This is a genomic window from Alteromonas sp. ABV4_515, assembly GCF_056160345.1.
This window is the reverse complement of sequence record NZ_JBSWWZ010000008.1, coordinates 38,973-60,777: the sequence shown is the minus strand read 5'-3', so window position 1 is coordinate 60,777 and position 21,805 is coordinate 38,973. Positions and strand designations below refer to the sequence as shown.

At 51.7% G+C, this 21,805-nt stretch carries 15 protein-coding genes; 5 read left to right on the top strand and 10 right to left on the bottom strand.

Translation table 11 applies throughout. The features are described from left to right. Nucleotides 1-8 precede the first annotated feature (8 nt). Nucleotides 9-956: a helix-turn-helix domain-containing protein gene (locus tag ACXAGX_RS18215; RefSeq protein ID WP_474840080.1), complete on the top strand. Its 948-nt coding sequence runs from the start codon at nt 9-11 to the stop codon at nt 954-956. A gap of 2 nt (nt 957-958) precedes the next feature. Here ACXAGX_RS18215 and soxR read toward each other — a convergent pair whose 3' ends face one another. Continuing rightward, complete coding sequence (soxR, locus tag ACXAGX_RS18210; protein WP_474840078.1) at nt 959-1,390, bottom strand: redox-sensitive transcriptional activator SoxR; 432 nt, start codon at nt 1,388-1,390, stop codon at nt 959-961. Nucleotides 1,391-1,548: 158 nt separating this feature from the next. Between soxR and ACXAGX_RS18205 the strand changes: the two genes are divergently transcribed. The 3 genes from ACXAGX_RS18205 to ACXAGX_RS18195 are packed head-to-tail and all read left to right on the top strand — an operon-like array spanning nt 1,549 to nt 7,137. Next, the gene (locus tag ACXAGX_RS18205) at nt 1,549-2,631 is read left to right on the top strand and encodes an efflux RND transporter periplasmic adaptor subunit (protein ID WP_474840076.1); all 1,083 of its coding nucleotides are present in this window, start codon (nt 1,549-1,551) and stop codon (nt 2,629-2,631) included. A gap of 2 nt (nt 2,632-2,633) precedes the next feature. Beyond that, a complete protein-coding gene (locus tag ACXAGX_RS18200; protein ID WP_474840074.1) occupies nt 2,634-5,705 on the top strand; it encodes an efflux RND transporter permease subunit in 3,072 nt (1,023 codons plus the stop codon). Beyond that, nucleotides 5,698-7,137 (top strand): efflux transporter outer membrane subunit, encoded by a 1,440-nt coding sequence (locus ACXAGX_RS18195; RefSeq protein WP_474840072.1) that lies wholly within the window; start codon nt 5,698-5,700, stop codon nt 7,135-7,137. Before ACXAGX_RS18200 ends, ACXAGX_RS18195 begins: the two co-directional genes overlap by 8 nt. Nucleotides 7,138-7,301: 164 nt before the next feature. Here the strand turns inward: ACXAGX_RS18195 and ACXAGX_RS18190 are convergent, their stop codons facing one another. The 7 genes from ACXAGX_RS18190 to ACXAGX_RS18160 form a co-directional block, all read right to left on the bottom strand. After that, nucleotides 7,302-7,742 carry a (R)-mandelonitrile lyase gene (locus ACXAGX_RS18190; RefSeq protein WP_474817595.1) on the bottom strand — a complete coding sequence of 147 codons (441 nt, stop codon included), beginning with the start codon at nt 7,740-7,742 and terminating at the stop codon, nt 7,302-7,304. A gap of 63 nt (nt 7,743-7,805) precedes the next feature. Then, a complete protein-coding gene (locus tag ACXAGX_RS18185) occupies nt 7,806-8,600 on the bottom strand; it encodes a carboxymuconolactone decarboxylase family protein (RefSeq protein ID WP_474840070.1) in 795 nt (264 codons plus the stop codon). 10 nt (nt 8,601-8,610) lie between these two features. Beyond that, nucleotides 8,611-9,075, bottom strand: a complete 465-nt coding sequence (locus tag ACXAGX_RS18180; RefSeq protein WP_474817593.1) for a (R)-mandelonitrile lyase — start codon at nt 9,073-9,075, stop codon at nt 8,611-8,613. A gap of 573 nt (nt 9,076-9,648) precedes the next feature. Next, on the bottom strand, nt 9,649-9,867 hold the full coding sequence (locus ACXAGX_RS18175; RefSeq protein WP_474817592.1) for a hypothetical protein: 219 nt from the start codon (nt 9,865-9,867) through the stop codon (nt 9,649-9,651). A gap of 55 nt (nt 9,868-9,922) precedes the next feature. After that, nucleotides 9,923-10,696: a hypothetical protein gene (locus tag ACXAGX_RS18170; protein WP_474817591.1), complete on the bottom strand. Its 774-nt coding sequence runs from the start codon at nt 10,694-10,696 to the stop codon at nt 9,923-9,925. A gap of 183 nt (nt 10,697-10,879) precedes the next feature. Beyond that, nucleotides 10,880-12,451, bottom strand: a complete 1,572-nt coding sequence (locus ACXAGX_RS18165; protein ID WP_474840068.1) for a sugar porter family MFS transporter — start codon at nt 12,449-12,451, stop codon at nt 10,880-10,882. After that, entirely contained in the window at nt 12,438-13,439 is a 1,002-nt protein-coding gene (locus tag ACXAGX_RS18160; protein WP_474840066.1) for a LacI family DNA-binding transcriptional regulator, read from the bottom strand. Before ACXAGX_RS18160 ends, ACXAGX_RS18165 begins: the two co-directional genes overlap by 14 nt. Nucleotides 13,440-13,717: 278 nt before the next feature. Here ACXAGX_RS18160 and ACXAGX_RS18155 point away from each other — a divergent pair, with 278 nt between their 5' ends. Next, nucleotides 13,718-16,219, top strand: coding sequence for a glycoside hydrolase family 3 protein (locus tag ACXAGX_RS18155; RefSeq protein ID WP_474840064.1), 2,502 nt, complete (start codon nt 13,718-13,720; stop codon nt 16,217-16,219). A 48-nt stretch (nt 16,220-16,267) separates the two neighbouring features. On the opposite strand, the gene ACXAGX_RS18150 is transcribed toward ACXAGX_RS18155, so the two are convergent. Further along, nucleotides 16,268-18,643, bottom strand: coding sequence for a fatty acid cis/trans isomerase (locus ACXAGX_RS18150; protein WP_474840062.1), 2,376 nt, complete (start codon nt 18,641-18,643; stop codon nt 16,268-16,270). Between the two features lie 160 nt (nt 18,644-18,803). Next, complete coding sequence (locus ACXAGX_RS18145; protein ID WP_474840060.1) at nt 18,804-21,746, bottom strand: TonB-dependent receptor; 2,943 nt, start codon at nt 21,744-21,746, stop codon at nt 18,804-18,806. Nucleotides 21,747-21,805: the final 59 nt, after the last annotated feature.

Sequence of the window (21,805 nt, the reverse complement as noted above, 5' to 3'; positions counted from 1 at the left end):
ACAAGATTATGCAGCCTTTTAATTCGATATCGCAGGATTTCACTTCCACCGGTAACCTTCCCACTGTCTGTGAACTGGTTACCTTCGACTCAGCGTTTCTGAATGTATTCGCTGCCGAGGTGAACTATTGTCCGCCTCACTGGCACCCGGCACCGGAATTACTCTACGTGCTGAAAGGGGGCTTCTGTCTTATTGTTAACGAACAGGAGATTATCCTGAACAAGGGCGACTTCCTGTTTGTCGGCGCTGATACTATCCACTCACTGGAATTCAGACAGCCCGGGAGTACCGTGCTGACCTGGCAGTTTCAGCCTGATTTATTCGCCAGCAGCGCGTTGCTGCATCAGCGGTTTGCCCATTTTGCAGCCAGTCACAAACAGCGGAACGTTCTGCGTGATGTGTCGGAAGCGCATCTGGCCTTGCTCACCGAACCTGCCACGTCGCCGTTTCATCAGCAGGCCGGGCTATTTAATCTGCTGGGCATGCTTGATACGTTCATCGACGCACCGGTTGAAGCGATGAATACCGCTGCCGGTAAGCAACAAGTCGTGATCCGTGACAGTATCAGCTATATCAATAATCATTTTGAGGAATCACTGAGCATTGCTGATCTCGCAGAACAGGCGCATCTCAGCTACTTTCACTATTCCCGGTTGTTTAAGAAAATAAGCGGTTATACGCCCTCTGATTATCTGATGATGGTACGTGTAAACAAAGCGAAGTCGCTGCTGAAGAACATGCACAAGCCGATTACCGATATCGCGTTAGAATGCGGCTTTGCCGAACACAAATCCATGATTGCGGCGTTTAAAAAACATATCGGTCACACCCCCACGGAATACCGCAAAGTGTACTACGCTAATTTTGACTGGCGGGCCGCCGACGCCAGAGTAAGCAGCCATGAAAATAAACCGGTGCCGCTGCTCAGGGCACTGGATATGCTGAAGGCTGGCTGAGTCTAGTCTTCCAGCAGCTGTGCACCCGTTCCCTGTTTCCCGAGCACATCATCCGGGTTTCGTAACGGGCAATCTTTCAGTGACAGACACCCGCAACCAATACAACCGGCCATTTCATCCCTCAGTTGCTCCAGCCGGTGGATCCGCTCATTCAGCAGCGCATGCCATTCGGCGCTGAGTACTTCCCATTCAGCCACGCTGACCGGGCCATTGGGCAATTTGTCCAGGTGCGCCTTAATCTGCTTCAGCGGAATACCGGTGCGCTTTGCAATATTGATCATTGCCACCCTACGCAACACGCTGCGGTCGTAGCGGCGCTGATTACCGGCGGTACGCCAGCTTTTAATAAGCCCCTGCTGTTCGTAAAAATGCAGTGTCGACACGGCTACACCGGCACGCTTTGCCACCTCGCCCACAGTTAAATTTTTATTCATGTTTATCCTGCAAAAACCTGTTGACCTCAACATTACTTGAGGTCTTAGTATAGCCGCCAACGCTGTTAAGCAAAGAAAAAAATAGTTTTAACACACTCGAGGAACAGACATGAGCAGTAACGTCATTATTACACTTACCATTGTCAGGGAGACACGATATGGCTTCTAAAATTAAGGGACTTGTCATTACTGCAGCGGTGCTGGCATTACTGCTCGGCGGACTCTACTTCTGGCGACAGGCTGCGCAACCACAGGGCGGCGGCTGGCAACAACAGGCCGTGCCGGTAGAAGCCATTACGGTACAGCCGCAGCCGGTAACCGATACCATTACAGTAGTCGGCGAACTGCGCGCCATTCACGAAGTCATGCTGGCGCCTGAAGTGGCCGGTCGTGTCACCGCCATTAATTTCAACTCAGGCGATGAGACAGAGGCCGGCACGACACTGGTGAAACTGTTCAGCGGTGAAGAAAAAGCCGCCCTGCAAGCCGCCCAAGCCAGCCTGCAACTTACTGAAACCCAGTTACAGCGCACCCGCGAACTGGCCCCGCTGGGTGCTGAATCAAAAGAATTGCTTAACCAGCGCGTAGCAGAGTTCGAACAGGCCAGTGCGAGTGTGGAACAGGCTCAGGTACGACTGAAACTGAAGTCGGTTAATGCACCGTTTGCCGGTACCCTGGGGATCCGTCAAATCAACGAAGGCCAGTACCTGAATCCCGGCGACGAGATCGTCAGCCTCACCGATTTGTCCACCCTGTATGTGGATTTTGCGGTTCCCCAGCAACAGCTTGCGCTGCTTAAAACCGGTGCAATGGTAAAGGTCTCAGCCGATGCCTACGCGGATAACACCTTCACTGCCACTCTCGACACCATCGATCCGCAGCTGGACCCACAAACCAGGAATGTGAAGGTACGCGCCACACTGCGTAACGATGAAAAATTACTGCGCCCCTCCATGTACGTGGAAGCCAGCATTGATGCCGGTGCTGAATCTGATGCCATCGTACTGCCCGTTACAGCGGTAATGTACACCGCGCAGGGTAACAGCGTAGCGGTGGTCAGAGGCGATAACGCCACACAAAACGGCAATATCGAATTTGTCGGCGTAAAAACAGGCCGCCGCATTGGTAATGAGGTGATCATCGAGTCCGGCTTAAATGCAGGCGACGTGGTCGTTACCGCCGGACAGAACCGGCTGCAGCCACAGGCTCCGGTCACCGTGGTTCCGGCTCAGGAGCACTGATTATGGCCTTCACTGATGTATTCATTAAGCGCCCTACGCTGGCAGTTGTGATCAGTTTACTGATCCTGCTGATCGGGGTCAGCGCGTTCTATAATCTGCAAATCCGCCAGTATCCGAAAATGGAGAGTGCGACCATCACCATCGACACGTCCTTACCCGGGGCGACCCAGGAAATGATGCAGGGTTTCGTAACCCAACCCATTGCACAAGCAATCGCCACCGCCAGTGGAATTGAATATCTGTCGTCAACGTCCCGTCAGGGCAGCAGCCACATTTCAGCCAAGCTGGTACTGAATGCCGATGCTGACCGCTCAATGACTGAGATCCTTGCCAAGGTACAAACCGTTAAATACAAGCTGCCGGAAGGGGTCACCGACCCGGTGATCAACAAAATTACTGATGGCGCATCCGCTATCCAGTACGTGGCGTTTACCAGCGACCAGCAGTCAGCGTCGGAAATTGCGGATTTTGCGACCCGGGTAGCACAGCCCCTCGTTACGGCGGTGCCTGGTGTGGCGTCTGCGGCTATTGCCGGCGGCGCGCCGCTGGCTATGCGTATCTGGGTTGACCCGGTGAAGCTGGCAGGCAGAAACCTCAGCCCGTCTGATATCGCCACCGCGCTGCAGCAAAACAATGTGCAGGCGGCACCGGGCCAGCTGAAAGGCGGTGGTACCACGGTCAATATTACCGCCAATACCGACCTCACCAGCGTAGAGGCATTCCGCAACATGATTATCCGCGAATCGGGTAACGATGTGGTGCGTCTGAAAGACATCGCTACCGTGGAAATCGGCGGGCAGAATACCAACAGCGTCGCGCTGAGTTCAGGCAAACGTTCTGTATTTATGACCATCTCCCCGACCCCGGACGGCAACCCGCTGGAAATCGTGGCTAGCGTGAAGGCGTTGATTGAAGACATACAGAAAGTCGCCCCACCGGGCATGGTCATCACCAACCAGTTTGATGTGGCGCACTTTGTTGATGCCTCTATCGAAGAAGTTCAGCACACCCTGATTGAAGCTATCGCAATTGTCATCGTCGTGATATTTCTGTTCCTGGGCACCTTCCGTGCGGTCACTATTCCGGTAGTGACCATACCGCTGTCGCTGCTGGGAACGGCAGCGCTGATGGTCATGTTCGGCTTCTCCCTGAACCTGCTCACCCTGCTGGCAATGGTACTGGCCATTGGTCTGGTAGTGGACGATGCCATCGTGGTGGTAGAAAACATTCACCGCCATATTGAGGAAGGACATTCGCCGTTTCAGGCCGCGCTCATCGGTACCCGTGAAATTATCGGCCCGGTCATTGCCATGACGATTACGCTGGCAGCCGTTTACGCCCCCATTGGCATGATGGGCGGCCTCACCGGCGCACTGTTCAAAGAGTTTGCCTTCACGCTGGCAGCATCGGTGGTGGTCTCTGGCGTTATCGCCCTGACCCTGTCGCCCATGATGAGTAGCCAGTTACTGGACTCCAAACTGACTGAATCGAAAATGGCCCAGCGCGTTGAACACACCATGGAAAGCCTAACTAACGGCTACACCCGCCTGCTCGACAGTACACTGGTGAACCGCCCGGCTGTACTGCTGGTTGGCGTGGCCATTCTGGCCACCATCGTGGTGTTCTTCATGAGTGCTAAACGGGAACTCGCGCCCCAGGAAGACATGGGTTATGTGTTCGTGCAGACCAAGGCGCCCCAGCATGTGAGCGTGGATTACACCGAGAAGTACAGTGCCGCGGTGGCCTCGCAGTTCACGGAGCTGCCGGAATTTGAGAACAGCTTTTTCGCAGTCGGTCTGGAAACCGAGAATGTGGGCTTTGGCGGGGTAATCCTCAATGAATGGAGTGAGCGTACCCGCACCGCCGACGACATTCAGGGCGAACTGATGGGCCGTACTGCAGGTATCACCGGGGTGTATTCCTCCGTGTTCCAGGACAGTCCGCTGCCCGCCAGCACAGGCGGACTGCCATTCCAGATGGTTGTGCGTTCGCCGGACGACTTTAGCAGTCTGTTCCAGACCTTACAGGGCCTGAAAGGCGCGGCATGGGGCAGCGGTTTGTTTGCCTTTGTGGATAGCGATCTGGCTTTCGACAGCCCGCAGGCACACATTACCGTGGATAAAGACAAAGCAGGACAGCTCGGCGTCAGCATGACTGAAATTGCGAATGCGCTGGCGGTGCTGGTCGGTGAAAACTACGTCAATCGCTTCAACTGGTTTGATCGCTCCTACGATGTCATCGTGCAGGCAAATCAGCAGGATCGTCTGACCGTAGAAGATCTGGGGGAAATTTATGTACGTGCCAACACTGGCCGCCTGATTGCCCTTTCGACGTTCATCGACGTGGATATGCGTTCACAGGCGAATCAGCTGCCCCAGTTTAATCAGATGAATTCTGCCACGGTTTCAGGTGTACTCCTGCCCGGCGTGACCATGGGACAGGCGGTGGACTTTATGCGTCAGCAACCGCTGCCGGATAATGTCACCATCGACTGGCTGTCGAACAGCCGCCAGTTCGTGCAGGAAGGGAACAGGCTGACCGTCTCTTTCATCTTTGCACTGATTGTTATCTTTCTAGTACTGGCCGCGCAGTTCAACAGCTTTCGCGATCCGCTGGTTATTCTGATCACCGTACCACTGGCAATTTGCGGCGCACTGGCCCCGCTGTATCTGAGCTTTACCACACTGAACATCTACACCCAGATTGGTCTGGTCACCCTGATAGGGCTGATCTCAAAACACGGGATCCTGATGGTGAGTTTTGCTAACGATATGCAACAGCACGACGGTGTCAGCAAGCTCGAGGCGATCCGCCATTCAGCGGCTGTGCGGATGCGTCCGGTACTGATGACCACTGCCGCCATGGTGGCAGGCCTTATTCCGCTGCTGTTTGCTGCCGGAGCCGGCGCTTCCAGCCGCTTCGCGCTGGGCATTGTGGTGGTGATGGGCATGCTGGTAGGCACCTTCTTCACCCTGTTCGTGCTGCCAACACTTTACGTGCTCATTGCCGGAGACCACCGCGAGAAACCGCAGGATGATACCTCCCCTGCACACAAGGAGCTGGCCCATGACTAAATCGCTTACCGCGCTTGCCATCGCATTGAGCCTTACCGGTTGCAGCAGTATGACCCGGGTGGAAACACCCGAAGTCAGTGCGCCGGCTCCGGCCACATTTGAAACCACCGACAGCGCCTTCAGCAATGCTGCCACACCAGTAAAATGGTGGACACTGTATGAAGACGACACCCTGAATCAACTGGTTGAACAGGCTGTTGCCGCCAACCGTGATTTGCGCGTCGCCAGCGCCAACCTGAAACGTGCCCGGGCGATATTTGAGGAATCTGACAGTCGCCGTTTACCGTCCACATCGGTGGATGCCTCGCTGGCTTATGGTGACAGCATTCCAATGACGGGCATGCCCACGGGCACCCGACAATGGTCTGATACCGGCAGTTTCAGTGTTAGCTGGGAAACCGATCTGTTTGGGCGGGTCTCTCATGCTATTGAAGCCGCCGAGGCAGACATCGCTGTACAACAGGCTCTGCGAGACGGCGTCGCATTACAGGTTGCCTCAGAAACGGTTGAAGCTTATCTGCTCGCCTGCACACTGGCGGAAAGTAAGAAGGTGGCTGAAAATTCACGTGACGTTACCCGCTCCCAGCTAGAGCTCGCTGAAAAAATTCAGCAGGCCGGTGCGGCAACGCGGGCAGAGACGGAAAGCGCCAGAGCGGCCGTGATGGTAGCGGAAGCTGAGATCCCGGCACTGGACGCAGGGCGTCAGGCTCAGCTGTTCCGTCTGGCAGCACTGCTTGGCACGACCCGCAGCCAGTTACCGGATAGCTTGGATGATTGCACGGCGTCACCGCAAATTGCTGGTATCACACCGGTGGGGAATGTGGCTGATATGCTCAGACGCCGGCCGGATCTGCGCGAAGCCGAACAGCAACTTCGCAGCGCCACGGCATTGAACAGCCTGGCAGTCGCTGAGCTTTATCCCAGCATTTCGCTGGGCGGCAGCCTGAATTACTTCGACAGCCATCAGTCCGCGGTGTCGGACAACTGGTCGTTTTCAGTGGGTCCGCTGATATCCTGGCAGTTCCCGAACCAGCAGGCAGGACGCGCCCGGGTGCGTCAGGCACAGGCCACGGTGGAGGCTTCGGTTGCCGCATTTGAAGGCAGCATTATCAAAGCGCTGCAGGAAGTGGAAACGTCACTGACACGGGTGACTTCATTCGACCAGCGCGTGGATGCGTTGGAACAGGCGGCAGACCACGCTGAACTGGCTTACAAGCTCACTAACCTGAGTAAAATCGCTGGTGCCAGTTCATACCGGGATGTGCTGGAAACTCAGCGGGACTGGCTGCTGGCGAGGCAAGCCTTTCTGAATGCCAGACAGCAACAGGTGGCACAACGAGTCACCCTATTCAAGGCATTAGGCGGCGGTTGGGAAGCTCTTCCGCTGACTGCCAGTCAGGACAATTCAGCCAGCCCGACGCAACAGCCTTGAGCGCTGAGATAAGCCCTGGGCGCAGGTGTAAGCCCTGAGCCTGGCCAATAAAAAAGCCCGGTCTCGCTTCACAGCGGGCCGGGCTTTCGCTTACTTGTCAGTATATGCGTGTAAGCTTTTACTTGTCACAGGAAACCACACGCGCTGAATCATACTTTTAAAGCTTAGTCGTTAGTTACCGGAGTTTCCAGAAACTGTTCGTCAGTAACGGGTTCCATCCAGTCTACCGGACTGCCGTCTTTTGCTTCATTCACGGCCACGTGCTGCATCGACGTTTTGTCGGTGGCTCCGTGCCAGTGGCGACGACCGCAGTTACACCAGATAATATCGCCCTCGCGGATTTCCCGCTTCGGTCCACCTTCACACTGATGCCAGCCTACGCCGTGGGTGACAACCAGCGTCTGGCCCAGTGGATGGGTGTGCCAGTTGGTGCGCGCACCGACCGAGAAATTAATGATGCCGACACCGACCCGGGAAGGCTCAGGCGCACTGAACAGGCCGGAAATATGTACTTTACCGGTAAAGTTCTCATTGCCGCCATCAATCGCTTTGAATTCGCTGGCACGGATAATTATCATATCCTGATTTATTAAATCTTCGCTCATAAATCGTGTCCCCTTGATGCTGCAGATTCGACGGGCATCGTTGCTGCCCGGCGAATTGATAAATTATTTCTCGTTACGTTTTTCAAAGATGTCTTTGAAAACCGATAACGCTGAAAACGCCTTTGGCCAGCCGCTGTAGAATGCCAGCTGAGTCAGCACTTCACCGGCTTCTTCCTGGGTCAGACCATTGTCCATGGCTTTGTTCAGGTGGAAATTAACCTGCTCAACCTGGCCGGTAGCAACCAGTGCAGACACCGTTGCCAGGCTGCGGTCGCGGGGCTCAAGACCAGGGCGTAACCATAAGTCACGGAACAGCGCGTCGGTAGTGAACTGCACGGTGCCTGGCGAGACATCACCGTAGTTATCTTCCACCATATTGGCCCGTTGCTTTTCCTGCTCCCAGTTGATGGGCAAGAGGTCTAATTCGGACGATGGCAATTGCTTCGCTTTGATTTTGCGCTCAGCATAAACCGGCCCGATAGCTGCAATGGCCGCCTTGGCGTTAGCAAACCCGGTATAAAACGCGAGGTGATTTATAATTTCAGCAATTTCTTCAGGCGAAACATCGCTGTCCAGCGCTTTGCCTACAATCTCAGGCATAGCGTCTAGCTGGCCACGGGCAATCAGACCGGAAAGGGTCACGATGCTGCGGTCACGGGAGGACAGCGCCTTGCGCTTCCAGAGATCATTGCCGATAACGTTATCAAGGTTTCGCTGCACCTGAGGCGCAACGATTTCTGCATAATTAGACTGTGTCACTGTAGTTTGTCCTGTTGCATAAAATGAAAGTGAAAATAACGTCGCCAGCGCGGTCAGCGCTGCCGGCTTACGAACCTTGTTCAAACCAGAAAGCGTCATATTCCGCTCCTTATTTTTCGTACTGTTCGTCAGTGACTTTTTCCATCCATTCGACGTTCTTGCCGTCTTCGAACATTTGTACCGCCAGGTGGGTCAACATGGTGCTTTCAGTCGCGCCGTGCCAGTGCTTCACGCCTGGTGGCGTCCAGATTACATCACCGGGTTTGATTGTCTGCTTGGACTTGCCCCACTCCTGTACGTAACCGCTACCCGCGGTCACCACCAGATACTGGCCTTTGGGATGGGTGTGCCAGTTCGAGCGCGAGGCTGGTGCAAAGGTAACACTGGCTGCGGATACACCGTTGTCCTTGCTGCTGAAATACGGGTTTACGATGCTGGTGCCGGTGAAGAGTTTTTCGGCGCCGGTGATAGCTTTCTGAGTGCCGTTTTTTGTGATCTCAATGGATTGCGCTGTGGCGAAGCCACATGCAGAGAGAAATAATGTTGCGCTAAGTAATTTTACGGTAAATCGCATGTTTTCAGTTACCTTCCATTTAAACGTATTTGAGAAAACGTGTATTAGAGGTTACGTGAAATGGATGGCGAAGTTTTCCCGTTGTAGTGCAATGCTGTTATGAGCGAAGTTCATTAATCTTTTTCACGCAACCAGCAGTATTTTTCACGACAAGCTCTTTTCCTTTCGGCTCTCAACTCTCGGAGTTTCAGGCAAGAATTTCACAGGATTGTGGCTTATCTGCGCGCCGTCGATCCCAGCCAGGGTGGCAGTGAAAAGGAGGTGAATATAAGTCCTGATTCGCTAAAAAATGCCACTGCTGTATTGCCTAATTCACCATCATCACAACAACGGCGTAAAATGTTGTTTGAGGGCGATTGTGCGGGTATTCACTCAAGTAATTCTGAATGGTTCGTCTATCAGCATTGGTGAGCAGCATGAATTCATGCCTGGCTTTGGCAGCATTTATTCAGACAGAGACGTAGCCGCATTAGCAAACATAGATGCGATAAACCACAAAGAAAAAGCCAGCACTGATATCAGGTGCTGGCTTTTGTTTTTAAGACTCTATGCTCGCTCAATTGTCAGGCTAGGTCATGGCTTGGACGGTGCATCTTTGAGAATACTCAGCATCTTTGGGTCTCCATTAAGTTCGGCGATGTCGATGAGATAACTTTTCTGCAGTTCATCCAATGTTTGCCCGGCAAGAAGTTGCTTAACCCGATCCACTTCGTTATTCGCAATGGCCGATTGAAGCCCTTCCATATTGGCAATAGAACGGGATTCGGCACTTTGACTGCTTTGTGATGACATAATAGGTTCCTCAGAAAAAAGCCCTCATGAGAGGGCCAAAATATGGATCAAAAAATTAGCTTTTCATTTTCATCAAACCTTCAGCTTCCACAGTGAAGGTATTGAAAAACTCCTCTTCCATCTCGCCGGTCACGCGTACACGCTCACCTTTCATCAGTGAGAGTTTACCGTCATCATCCACCGGTGGTAGTTCGTCCAGGTCGTCTAGCTCAACTGTGAGCGTTGAATCACCCACTTCTAACTGCAGTGCCTTTTTACCAATAGACTTTACGGTACCGACGAGTACCATTTCTTCATCGTCCACGTCTAACGCACTTGCAGCACTCAGGTACATATCGGCCGCGTGTTGATCTACATCATCAGCAAGGTATGTGGTTTCCATCTCATCAACAAAAACACTTTGTGCTTTGATCCGCTCGTCGGAAAACAGGCTGTCATCAAGTTGAGCCGTCACCATCACATCTTTGCCTTCGAGTTGCTCATACGCTTGTGCATCAAGATCGGTATTATTCAGCTCTACAAAGATGGTGCCCTCACCATAATCAAGGGTGAAGAATTTGGAATCTACGTCAACCACTTCACCAGTAAGGGTTATCCAGGTGCGAGGCTCGGTGCTCACTTGCGTCATCGTAGTGGAATCTTGAGCTTGCATCTTAGCTTTCTTCATACGCTCATCCACGTATGACATTTCATCTTGTTTCATCTCGGTTGCGGAGTGCTGCATTGCTTCAGCTTGTGAATTAATTTGCTTTGCTGCAGCGGCGCCAGATACTGTCGCCAGTGTTGATGTAACCATTACCGCAGCAAGTGTTTTATTCATGTTCATCATAATGACCTCCAGATTGATATGTCTTTCGAGAACGCTGAAAGCTCATGCAAGGCCAATACCTTCTATAATATTCAGTCACTTACATAACAATTGCAGTTTTATATCAACCAGGTGGTCAGAAAAATTCGCATGATTTTTGTAGAGTTTACAGGGGCCTTGCGTCTGGCTTGAGAGTGGAAAAGGTTACAAACCCTGCCCTATTTGCTCTAGTGTCCGACCCCGGGTTTCAGGGAATATTTTGATAACCAACACCAGGCTAATAAACGCAAAAGCGCCATACAAGGTGAATGTCAGGGCCGCTCCCAAATACATCAACTCCCAGGGGAACAGAAGCTGCACCATAAAGCTTGAAAGGGAGTTCACTACGCCGACCAATGAGATAGCGAGTGCTCGGCTCTGGTTGGGAAATATTTCAGCGAGCATGGCCCACATCACCGGCCCCAGTGACATGGCATACGAGGCGACAAAGGCAATAATGCCAAATAACACCAGCGGGGCATTCATGTCGATGCCTTTACTCAAAAGCGTACGCTGATAGTGGTGATACAACTCATCCCCTAGCGCGCTGCGCAGTGCATGCTTGAATTCAACATCAGAATCAAATGCAATACCTTCCAGTGGTGTCAGCGCCGACTGCAGTTCAGCTGAGCCAAGGGAAATTTCAGCTACCTCCACACTGTCCAGCTTGTATGTTGCCTGTTTGAAGCCATACGCGCACACCGACATACTCAAGAGCACGCCGCACAAGCCAGTGATCAGCAGCGGTTTTCGACCCCAGCGATCAATGGTCACCATGGCGACTACGGTAAAAACGATGTTCACCAGACCAATAAAAATGGCCTGCATAAAGGCTGCATCGGTACCGACACCGCTATGTTCAAATATGGTTGGCGCATAGAAGAAAATGACATTGATTCCGGTAATTTGCTGCGCAACGCCTAGAATAAGCCCGATACGCAAAGGAAAGCGCATTTTCGGTGTCAGTAGGAACCCCAGCCGTTCCCGCCATTGCCAACTCTTCTGCTCCAATGAATCGCCGATGGCGGCGAGCTGCTTTTCAGCCTGTTCGCTGTCGAACAGCGAATGAGCGACCTGGCGAGCTTCTTCATGACGATTATTCAGCATCAGCCAACGAGGGCTTCGTGGTACCGTGAACAATAGCGTAAACCAAAGCGCCGCTGGTATCACCTCCATGCCCACCATAAAACGCCACGCGTGGTCATTAATGCCTAACTGCTGAACCCACTGAGCCTCACTACTACTGAGTTGTAAAAACATGAAATTGCTGAAGTAAGACACGGCGAAACCAAGCACAATATTGAGCTGATTCACCGAGATCATTCGCCCACGATGGAACGGCGCGCTGATTTCAGCAATGTACATGGGCGCGATGAGTAAGCAACAGAACGCCATACCGCCGACAAAGCGGGCGCAAACCAGCATGGTGTAGTTTACCGACATGGCAGACGTTAACGACGACATGAAATAGAGTGCGGCAATGAATATGAGCATTTTTCGCCGCCCTATCACATCACTCACCGCACCAGCGCAGCACATGGCGAACAACGCTCCCAAGGTAGGTGAACTCACCACGAAACCCTGCTGCCATTCAGTCAAACCGAACTCAGTATCGATAAAACCAATAGCTCCGGAGATAACGCTGGCGTCGAAACCAAAAATGAATCCACCAATGGCAACAATCAGCGTATGTCGCAGCGTGGGAGAGACCCGACTAAACGGACTAAAGCGGCCCAAGCGAGTCTCGCTCTATGAGTTCAGGTTCGAATACATGAACAATGGGCTCGGAAGATTTAATGTCGTAAACATTTTCCAGGACCCAGGCTGCCGCCATCTCCCCCATGGAATGTACCGGGTTGTTGATGGTGGTGAGCTTAGGGTGCAAATAACGTGAAAACAGCACATTATCAAAGCCAATGACGGAGAGATCGTCAGGAATAGTCAGGCCCGCTTCCCTGGCAGCTGTCATGGCACCCGATGCCATTTCATCGTTTGCGCATACCAGCACAGAAAGGTCTGCATTGTCGCTAAACAACTTGGCGAAACCGTCTTGTCCAGAGGATTCATGATAGTCGCCCTCAAAAAGCAACGTGGGCTCGTTGACGATACCCGCATCGTTCAGCGCCCGCAAATGACCATTTAAGCGTTCGGTGGCATCTTGCTTAAACAACGGGCCGCTGATGTATCCGATTCTTTTGTGCCCGTTGTCGATAGCTGCTTTGGTGGCCAAGTAGCCGCCGTTTTCGTTGTCGGCAACAAAGCACTGATCTTCCATGCCTTCCACTTTACGGTTTACAACCGCTACCGGCACCCCACTCTTACCGAGTTTGGTAAGATAATCATCCGAAACTGCTTCTGCGTGCAGAATAAGGGCATCACAACGACGACTGGTCAGGAAGTCTATCGCTTCTGTTTCTCTGTGCTCTTCCACATGTCCAGCCGTAATGATCACGTGTTTACCGTGCTTTTTAAGGATGAACTCAATGGTGCTCATCAGCTCACCAAAGTAAGAGCCATGCAGCTCCGAAACCAATAAACCAATACTGTTCGTGCGATTGGAGGCCAGAGACTGCGCAATAGCGTTTGGTCGATATCCCAACGCATCCATGGCATCCAGCACCTTCTGACGTGTACGCTCACTCACCCTGGCATTCCCGTTCATTACCCGGGAAACCGTTGCCAGCGACACGCCAGCCGCCTCAGAGACTTCGTAGATGGTAGCCATAATTGCTTCTTAAGTAAGTGGTTTTATTTTGCTGGTTATATTTTAACAGTAATGTACCTAGAAAAGCCTTTTCGAACCAGTGTTTCACACTCCACCGCAATGAGAGCGGAATGATCAGTTAATCACTATCTGTCCATCGTCCATTTGCGGCTGCTAAAACAAAGACTATTGAACTCGTTCACACTTCATGTAATTATCATGTTAAAAAATGTAAGCGCTTTCAAAACAAAAGTAAACCGCAATGTAAGCGCTTTCAAATTTTAATTGGAAGGACACCCATGCGTAAAAAACTACTTTCCGCTCTGATTGCCAGCGCGCTGTTATCAGGTTGCGCGAAATTGCCCGAAACAACCACTGCTCAACAATCAGAAACCACAACGATATGGCCAAAGCTGGATATTGCAGTGAAGCAGGACCCTGCTGTAGAAAAGCGAGTTGCCAGTATTTTGGCTTCGATGACCGTTGAACAAAAAGTAGCGCAAATTATTCAGCCAGAAATCCGCAGTGTTACGGTAGAGGACATGCGACGTTATGGTTTCGGTTCTTACCTCAATGGCGGTGGTTCCTTCCCCGGCGATAACAAACATGCCACGCCAGAAGAATGGATTAATTTAGCAGAAGCCATGTATCAGGCGTCTGTTGATGACAGCCTGGATGGCTCAACGATTCCAACCATGTGGGGAACAGATGCGGTGCACGGCCACAATAATGTGGTCGGTGCCACGCTGTTTCCCCACAACATTGGTTTGGGTGCAGCAAACAACCCGGCGTTAATGGAAAAAATAGCGAATATCACCGCGCAGGAAGTCATGGCCACGGGCATCGATTGGGTATTTGCGCCAACCGTCGCCGTAGTCCGTGACGATCGCTGGGGCCGAACCTATGAGAGTTACTCAGAAAACCCTGACATCGTTAAGGCTTACGCGGCGGCGGTGGTAAAAGGGCTGCAAGGCCATGCTGATGCCGATGATTTCCTGGGTGACGAGCGGGTGATCAGTACCGTAAAACACTTCGTTGGCGATGGCGGTACAGTAAAGGGTGACGACCAGGGCGACAACATCGCTACTGAACAAGCCCTATTTGATATTCACGCTCAGGGCTACGTGGGTGGCCTTACCATTGGCGCGCAATCGGTGATGGCATCGTTTAACAGCTGGCACGGCAAAAAGCTTCATGGCCACCAGTACCTGCTCACCGATGTGCTTAAAAATCGCATGGGTTTCGACGGCTTTGTGGTAGGCGACTGGAACGGTCACGGTCAGATTGCAGGATGCACTAATGACAATTGTGCCCAGGCGATTAACGCTGGCCTCGATATTTACATGGTGCCTTCAGATTGGAAAGCCCTGTATGAAAATACCCTGGCACAGGTAAAAGATGGCACCGTTAATGCCGCTCGTTTAGACGATGCCGTGCGCCGTATCCTGCGGGTTAAAGTTCGTGCGGGCTTATTTGATAAACCAAGCCCGGCGGCACGACCGCTTTCAGGTAACAAGTCACTGATTGGCAACGAAGCACACCGGGAAGTAGCGCGTCAGGCCGTGCGTGAATCACTGGTGTTGCTGAAGAATAAGCACAACTTACTACCACTAAACGCGAGCAGTAAGATCCTGGTTGCCGGTGACGGTGCAGACAATATCGGCAAACAATCCGGCGGCTGGACCATTACCTGGCAAGGCACCAACAATACCAACGACGATTTCCCCGGCGGTAGCTCCATTTATGACGGTATCGCTACTCAGGTCGACGCCGCAGGCGGTAAAGTAAGGCTGTCAGTCGATGGCAGTTACACCGAAAAACCGGATGTGGCTATTGTCGTATTTGGCGAGGAACCTTATGCCGAAGGTGTTGGCGATCGCGACACACTGGTTTACCAGCCCGAAGGTAAAACAGATTTAGCGTTGTTAAAGCAACTGCAAAGTGACGGCATTCCGGTGGTTTCAGTCTTTATTAGTGGCCGTCCCATGTGGGTCAACCCAGAACTTAATGCCTCCGATGCGTTTGTCGCCGCCTGGTTACCGGGCTCTGAAGGCGCGGCGGTGGCGGATGTGTTATTCGGCCAGCAGGATTTTAACGGCACCCTGCCCTTTTCGTGGCCTGCTTCCGGCTCGCAAATTGTGAATATGGGCGATGAAGACTACACGCCTCTGCTGCCATATGGTTTTGGTTTGCGATACAAAGATGCAAATGTGCTTCCAGATAATTTAGATGAAAATTTCTCTACAGATTCAAGTGATGAAAACTCAACTATCAACATTCTGGTTGGTGGTGTATCCGCGCCATGGTCACTTTCTCTACATTCCGGCGATCAGTCACAACGGGTATCCGCTGCAGCCCAATCATTGGGTTCGGTAAGCTATCGAACGGTAGATAAGGTAGTTCAGGAAGATGCCATCAATGTGACTTTTGATGGTAGTGCGCCTGCGGCCGTTGCTTTTCAACGGGATGATAACAGCGCGCCCATTAATGCTGCAGCGTCTCTCAGCGGCTATGCACTGAACGTTAGCTACGCTGTCACAGAAGCGTTTACCCAGCCCGCTTATGTTTCAGTTGCATGTGAATCGTTTGAGAGCTGTGATACACGTTTTGCGCTTAAAGCCTCAGAAGTCACAGACTGGGAAACTATCAGCATCCCACTTTCCTGCGTTTCCAATACGTTAGAAATATCTGCAATCACAACGGGACTTACCGTTAGCACCTTAGGAAAAGGCGCGGTTAGCCTGGCTGACATCCGTTTGCTACCGCCAACAGAAACCGTTGATACGGTTAATTGCAATTAACAAAAAATGGGGCGTGTCTGTAACACGCCCCATTTTTGTTTCTGAATCTTAGCGATCTTCCAGCCGGTTATAATCCAGCAGTCCACCTTCAATGGGGTACCGGCTTAGCGCCCACTGAATCACTTCATCGCTAAATTGCCAGAACGCCGGATTAGTTCGTCTTACGCCATAGTCGGTGATAAACGATTCGTAATCCGACTCCGATTTAATCCGTTTTACTTTCGCTACCATGTTCTGCACCTCTGACGCATTTATCTGCAAGAACACATCAGGATAGCTACCTATTAAACCTTGTACCAAGGTAACCGAATCCTGACCGTAGTTACGGTTTTCGTCTTCTTCAAACAAACTACTGACATTGTAATGCGCACTATTTCGCAAAAGGGTGAACATTTCAGGTTCACCTTCGCCGTTGTCCGGTCGAACCATGAGCATGGTAATTTCTGGCAGGATGGTAGCCTGCTCCGGTGACAACGTATCCAGACTACCTAAAAGCGCCAGTTGGTCGTCTGACAGCCAGTTACTGCGCAGGCTACTGCTTTTGGGCTGTACGTTTTCAAGGGCTTGTTTAAGCATGCTATAAAGCTCGGCTTTGGGGGTATCGGTGGAATACTCGATACCGGTATCCTGTTCAAAGCTATTGATGTCGCCTTCGATGAAATCAGTCAACTCCGGCCCCGCCTGCTGGTACCATTCCGACAGTTGTTGATGACGGGTTTGTGGTGGTAACAACGCCAGAAAGTTCGACTCACCTTCCATACGGAGAAAGTCCATATACAACCGGGTCATCAGCTGATGACCATAGTTCCCATACACATCAAAACCGGCCACCAGCAGGTAATGAATTCGCTCTAGCAAGGCATAATCAATAACCCATGCCGTCTTGGTGGGCTCGCCCACCAGCCCTTTCGCCACCGTGGCGTTGTCGAAATGTCGGAATACAGTTAGGGTGGCGTTGGTATTATTGCCATCACCGTCCCAGATGCTTTTAAGACTTAAATGTTGTCCCTGCTGGAAAGTATCATTCATAAAGTCAGTGCGGGCGCGAAGATAATCGCCTTGATGCTCAGCGTATTTGACCCAGCTTACGGCCAGTGCGGTTGACTCCTGCTCTGCTGGCAGGTGTAAGTTTTCTTTTTGCGACGCATAGAAGCGATTCAACTTTTCAGACGTTGCTACTTCGGGATCAACAAAGAATACCCAGAAGCGGTCATTAATCACGTTAAGTGCCACCTGACCACGACACACTGGCCCTTTGATGTAACCCATAATGGTATTTTGCGCGCGCTCCAGCATAAAACGGTAGCGGGTGTTTACCGGCATTAAGGTAAAGGCGGTAAGCGGGTTCGCGGCCACTTCGGGTTTATAAGAAGGAAGCTCCGGCACGTCAAATTCGGCCTCGACAAACCATGCGTTCCATTTCGCCATCAAGTCGTCATTGATTGCGTAAGGCTGGTGCGTTTTACTCACGATGGTTGACGTTACAGGCTGCAGGCGATACCACACTCTGTCCGTGCCAGGATGATCGAAGGGACGGCGGGTTGCCACCACATCCAGCGGCTCACCGGGCGGTGTTAGCGAACGTACCAGATTGAAAAACTGCGGCGTCACGCCTTCTTCAGAGAGCTCTTCAAAGTAAAGGTGCGACGTAAACAGGTGCTCGTAAATATACCGGGCTGAAAGCTGCGCTTTGTTCGAGTTGCCATTCAGCCAGGCTTCGAATTTATCGGCACGCTTCAACAGTGCAACAGGCAAAGGTTGAGCTTCGGGTAAAGGTGCGCCATTGTGTAGCCAGCGCATCAACGTTTGTTGCTCTTCGTTGGTCAGTCCTGGTAGCGCATAAGGCATGCCGCCTAACGGTTGTTCGGCAATGTAACTCCCCATTTCATCCAATGTGGGGCACTGCTGTGGTCGGTTCAGACTAATATCAAAACCTTCACCTAAGTGAGTAGTTTCAGGTAACGGATGTGCTTGCTTCAACAGCAGCATTTGCGCCAGCACTGAGGTTTGCGTAGGCGGCGAATCTTCGGTTTCCACCGTTTCGGGCAACACGGTGAAAAAATTCCGCTTGCGCCATTCATCCACATTCTGCGCGTCGATGAACAACCGGTTTGGCGTGGCCGCCGTTAGCCTTGTGCCCTGATACACTTTCTCTTTATTGGCACCTCGGGCAAGTCCTTCAGCGGAGGACATTTTCAATTGACAAGGGGCATCGTAACAGGCATGACAAACTACACAGCGGTGGGTGAGTACAGGCTCAACATGCTGAACAAAGAATTCCGGAGGTAGCGGTTTGGCGGTCAATGTGTTTGTGGAATCAGCCAGTAAAGGGGCTTCTTCTGGCATCCATTTACAGCTCGCCAACCCCACAATTAAAGCCAAAACTATCACCAGCCCAGCTTTCGAGACACCACTTTTCATCATATCTATCATTCCTGCAAAATTCGGCGTCAGTCTACCATCAAGTGGTCGGGCCTTAATACACAAAAACGCCTAAGAAAAATTCACAATAAAAAAGGGCTGCGATGGTTTCCCATGCAGCCCCAAGTCGTCAGGTTGCTCTTGTTATTAGTGTTATCAGCTATCAGAAGGTATAGCGAGCACCCAGTGTATAACGCGGTCCATATTGGCGTGCGTAAAGGAATTGCTCCTGAAAACGCCCGTAGCCTCGTTCGGTTTCGTTGTTTACGTTCACGCCTTCAACAAACACAGTGAAGTGATCGTTGAAATCGTAGTTCACGCTGAAGTCCCATTGACCAAATGAATCAGCCTGTGTGGGTGGTACATCGGCGGAACCCTGTGCCTGCCCCATGCCTTGCAGATAACCTGCACGCCAGGCATAAGTGACTTTTACCGACAACGCTTCTTTTTCGTAGAACACCTGAAAGTTGGCAGAATCACCAATACCCACCAACGGGTTCTGACCACTTTCGAGAATGTACGGATCGTAAGTCACATCGCCGTCAACCAGCGTACCGTTTACGCCAACCCCAAAGCCGGTTTCCCCAAAGGTGTGCTGAACCGCCAACTCGATACCATCAACGGTGCGGGAATCCGGCAGATTGCGCGGCTTGGTCACACGCCATGTAATGAGTGGATCATCTGCATTTGGCTCAATCACACCTTCCGCATTGGCATAGCCGTTATCCTGGAAATACTGGAAGATGGCACTGTCTGTGGCCTGTACCCCATCAGCTTGCAGAGCCGCAACCGCTTCGTTCCAGCGCGGTCCCTGGTAAATATCACGCACCCCTTCGAAGGTCTGATCGCCCCCCGTGGTCTCGATATACTCACTCACTTTCTTACGGAACAAGCCCACAGAGGCATAGCTGTCTTCGCTGTAATACCACTCCAGTGATAAGTCGAGGTTTTGCGACTCGTAGGGTTTCAGGCTGGTGTTACCTTCAGACGCGGTACGGGCTCCAATTTTCGGGCTACCACTGAACGAACGCCCTCCTTGCAGCAAGCCAATAGGCGCACGGGTTATCGATTTACCCCATGAGAAACGGGCAACCACGTCTTCAGTCACGTCCACTTTAATGTCGAACATGGGCAGCAGAATGTCATATTCACCAGTGAAATCCTGCAGGATAAGTTCCGACTGATATTCAGTGATCCATTCAGAAGGGGCTACCCAGTTCACCTGCGTAGGCACCCGCACCTGTGCGGAACTGGGCACTTCAGTTTCTTCGTAGCGCACACCGGCATTCACCTGCACATAGAAATCACCAATATCAAAATCCCACTCGGTTTGTACGTAAACAGAATCGGTGATCTCTTCGACAAAATTCACCGTTGGCGCATTAAAGAAAGGATCGATGGAGTACACGTTGCTGTCACCGGTCACGTCTGCCGTAAGGTAAGCCAACTGTCGGGTGATCGCTTCATCAAAGCTGTAGGTGTAAAAGTAATTCGGATTCAGCGCATCACCGCCGCCACTGAATGTATCAAGGAAATCACCAGTGTCATGGCGGGTAAACATGCTGTCCGGGAAAATTTCAGTATAAGACGGGCTGAAGCCAGGTCCACCTCGCAAACCACCCCAGGCATCAGTTGCGCCCAACGACTGTTCGGTACGGGCATAACCAAAGTCGACTTTCACCAGTGGAATACTGTCGAAAACCGAGTTGTACCAGGTACTGTCGATTTGTAGCTGTTCAATATCCGAACGGCCCTGATTGCGGGTAAACTGACTAAAGTTAGAATCAATTTCACTGGGCATCAACTCGTTGGTGCCGTTATTCCAATTGATATAATAACTCGGAATATCACCTTCCCGATAATCATATACTTTGGAGATCAACTGATCGGAACCAAGAATGACCTGGCCACTACCGCCCAACCCTTTGTCCTTACCGTTATCAATCTGATTGTAGGAGTCGTGATAATCCACTGACACTTCCCAGTCATCGGTGATTTGCCACTCCAGATTTACACCCAGAGAACGGGCATTCACCTCGGTGGTGTTACGGCTGGCTGTAGCAGAACCGTCGTCACCAGCAATATCCGCATACAATGCGGTACCATTTTCGTCCAGTTCATAAGCATTGATATTCGGCCCGAAGTTGTTCCAAATCCCCCAGCCAAAGCTGTTAGTGCCGGTGACGGCGTCTGATGCGGTGTAATCCACCGTTGCCGTGAAATTATCGGTAGGACGGAACTGGAAAGTAACCTGCGCGTTGGTACGCTCACGCTGTACATCGGCAAAACCAAAGTTCAGATCTTTAGGAAAGAATGCCGCATCGGTGATAACAGAACGGTTATCCACCACCATAGATGGGTCAAGCTCGGGCAGATCCGCATCAGGCACTTGTACCCACCCTTGAATACTGGCGGACTGTTGACGGAAATCCCGTTCCTGGTGAGAAACCGACAGCCCGATGCCGAACATATCGTCGGCAAACGTGTTAGTGAACACACCTGCCACTTCCGGCGTAATGTCGCTGCCTTCCTCATTAGAGGTATCCATAATGCCCTTGGCCGATACCGAGAATTGCTGGCCTGGGTTGTCCATGGGGCGCATAGTCAGAATATTCACCGTTGCCCCAAGACCACCACTGGGGTTTTCAGCCCGTGCAGTTTTCTGCAGTTCCAGGGTTTTCACTCCTTCCGAAGACAAGTTCTGTAAGTCGTAAGAACGGGTGAAACCGGTGCCCGGCATCTGACGGCCATTTAGGGTGATAAGGTTAAATTCAGGGCCAAAGCCACGCACTGTGATCTGGCTACCTTCACCGTTTGCGCGGCTAATGGTCACACCTGTAATACGCTGTAGCGCTTCCGCCAGGTTGGTATCCGGGAATTTACCCAGTTCTTCAGCGGAAATGGCATCCACGACACCGCTTGAATTCCGCTTGAGATCCTGCGAGCGCATCAGAGAGCCACGTATCCCCTTAACCTGAATGACTTCCATGCTTTCGTCAGCATCGGTTTCAGCTTCTTGTGCCTGCACACTGAACATGCTTGTTGTACCCAGTAACAAAGCCATTGATGTGGCGACCCGGGTCTTTTTAAATGTATTGTTTTTCATAGTTGACCTACTCATCATAATCAATTGTTCCGGCGAGCCAGCCTGGCGTCGCCAGAGGC

Bases quoted from the DNA above. Each gene is read 5' to 3' on its own strand.
- ACXAGX_RS18215 (WP_474840080.1), top strand. From the start codon at position 9: ATGCAGCCTTTTAATTCGATATCGCAGGATTTCACTTCCACCGGTAAC.
- soxR (WP_474840078.1), bottom strand. From the start codon at position 1,390: ATGAATAAAAATTTAACTGTGGGCGAGGTGGCAAAGCGTGCCGGTGTA.
- ACXAGX_RS18205 (WP_474840076.1), top strand. From the start codon at position 1,549: ATGGCTTCTAAAATTAAGGGACTTGTCATTACTGCAGCGGTGCTGGCA.
- ACXAGX_RS18200 (WP_474840074.1), top strand. From the start codon at position 2,634: ATGGCCTTCACTGATGTATTCATTAAGCGCCCTACGCTGGCAGTTGTG.
- ACXAGX_RS18195 (WP_474840072.1), top strand. From the start codon at position 5,698: ATGACTAAATCGCTTACCGCGCTTGCCATCGCATTGAGCCTTACCGGT.
- ACXAGX_RS18190 (WP_474817595.1), bottom strand. From the start codon at position 7,742: ATGAGCGAAGATTTAATAAATCAGGATATGATAATTATCCGTGCCAGC.
- ACXAGX_RS18185 (WP_474840070.1), bottom strand. From the start codon at position 8,600: ATGACGCTTTCTGGTTTGAACAAGGTTCGTAAGCCGGCAGCGCTGACC.
- ACXAGX_RS18180 (WP_474817593.1), bottom strand. From the start codon at position 9,075: ATGCGATTTACCGTAAAATTACTTAGCGCAACATTATTTCTCTCTGCA.
- ACXAGX_RS18175 (WP_474817592.1), bottom strand. From the start codon at position 9,867: ATGTCATCACAAAGCAGTCAAAGTGCCGAATCCCGTTCTATTGCCAAT.
- ACXAGX_RS18170 (WP_474817591.1), bottom strand. From the start codon at position 10,696: ATGATGAACATGAATAAAACACTTGCTGCGGTAATGGTTACATCAACA.
- ACXAGX_RS18160 (WP_474840066.1), bottom strand. From the start codon at position 13,439: ATGGCTACCATCTACGAAGTCTCTGAGGCGGCTGGCGTGTCGCTGGCA.
- ACXAGX_RS18155 (WP_474840064.1), top strand. From the start codon at position 13,718: ATGCGTAAAAAACTACTTTCCGCTCTGATTGCCAGCGCGCTGTTATCA.
- ACXAGX_RS18150 (WP_474840062.1), bottom strand. From the start codon at position 18,643: ATGATGAAAAGTGGTGTCTCGAAAGCTGGGCTGGTGATAGTTTTGGCT.
- ACXAGX_RS18145 (WP_474840060.1), bottom strand. From the start codon at position 21,746: ATGAAAAACAATACATTTAAAAAGACCCGGGTCGCCACATCAATGGCT.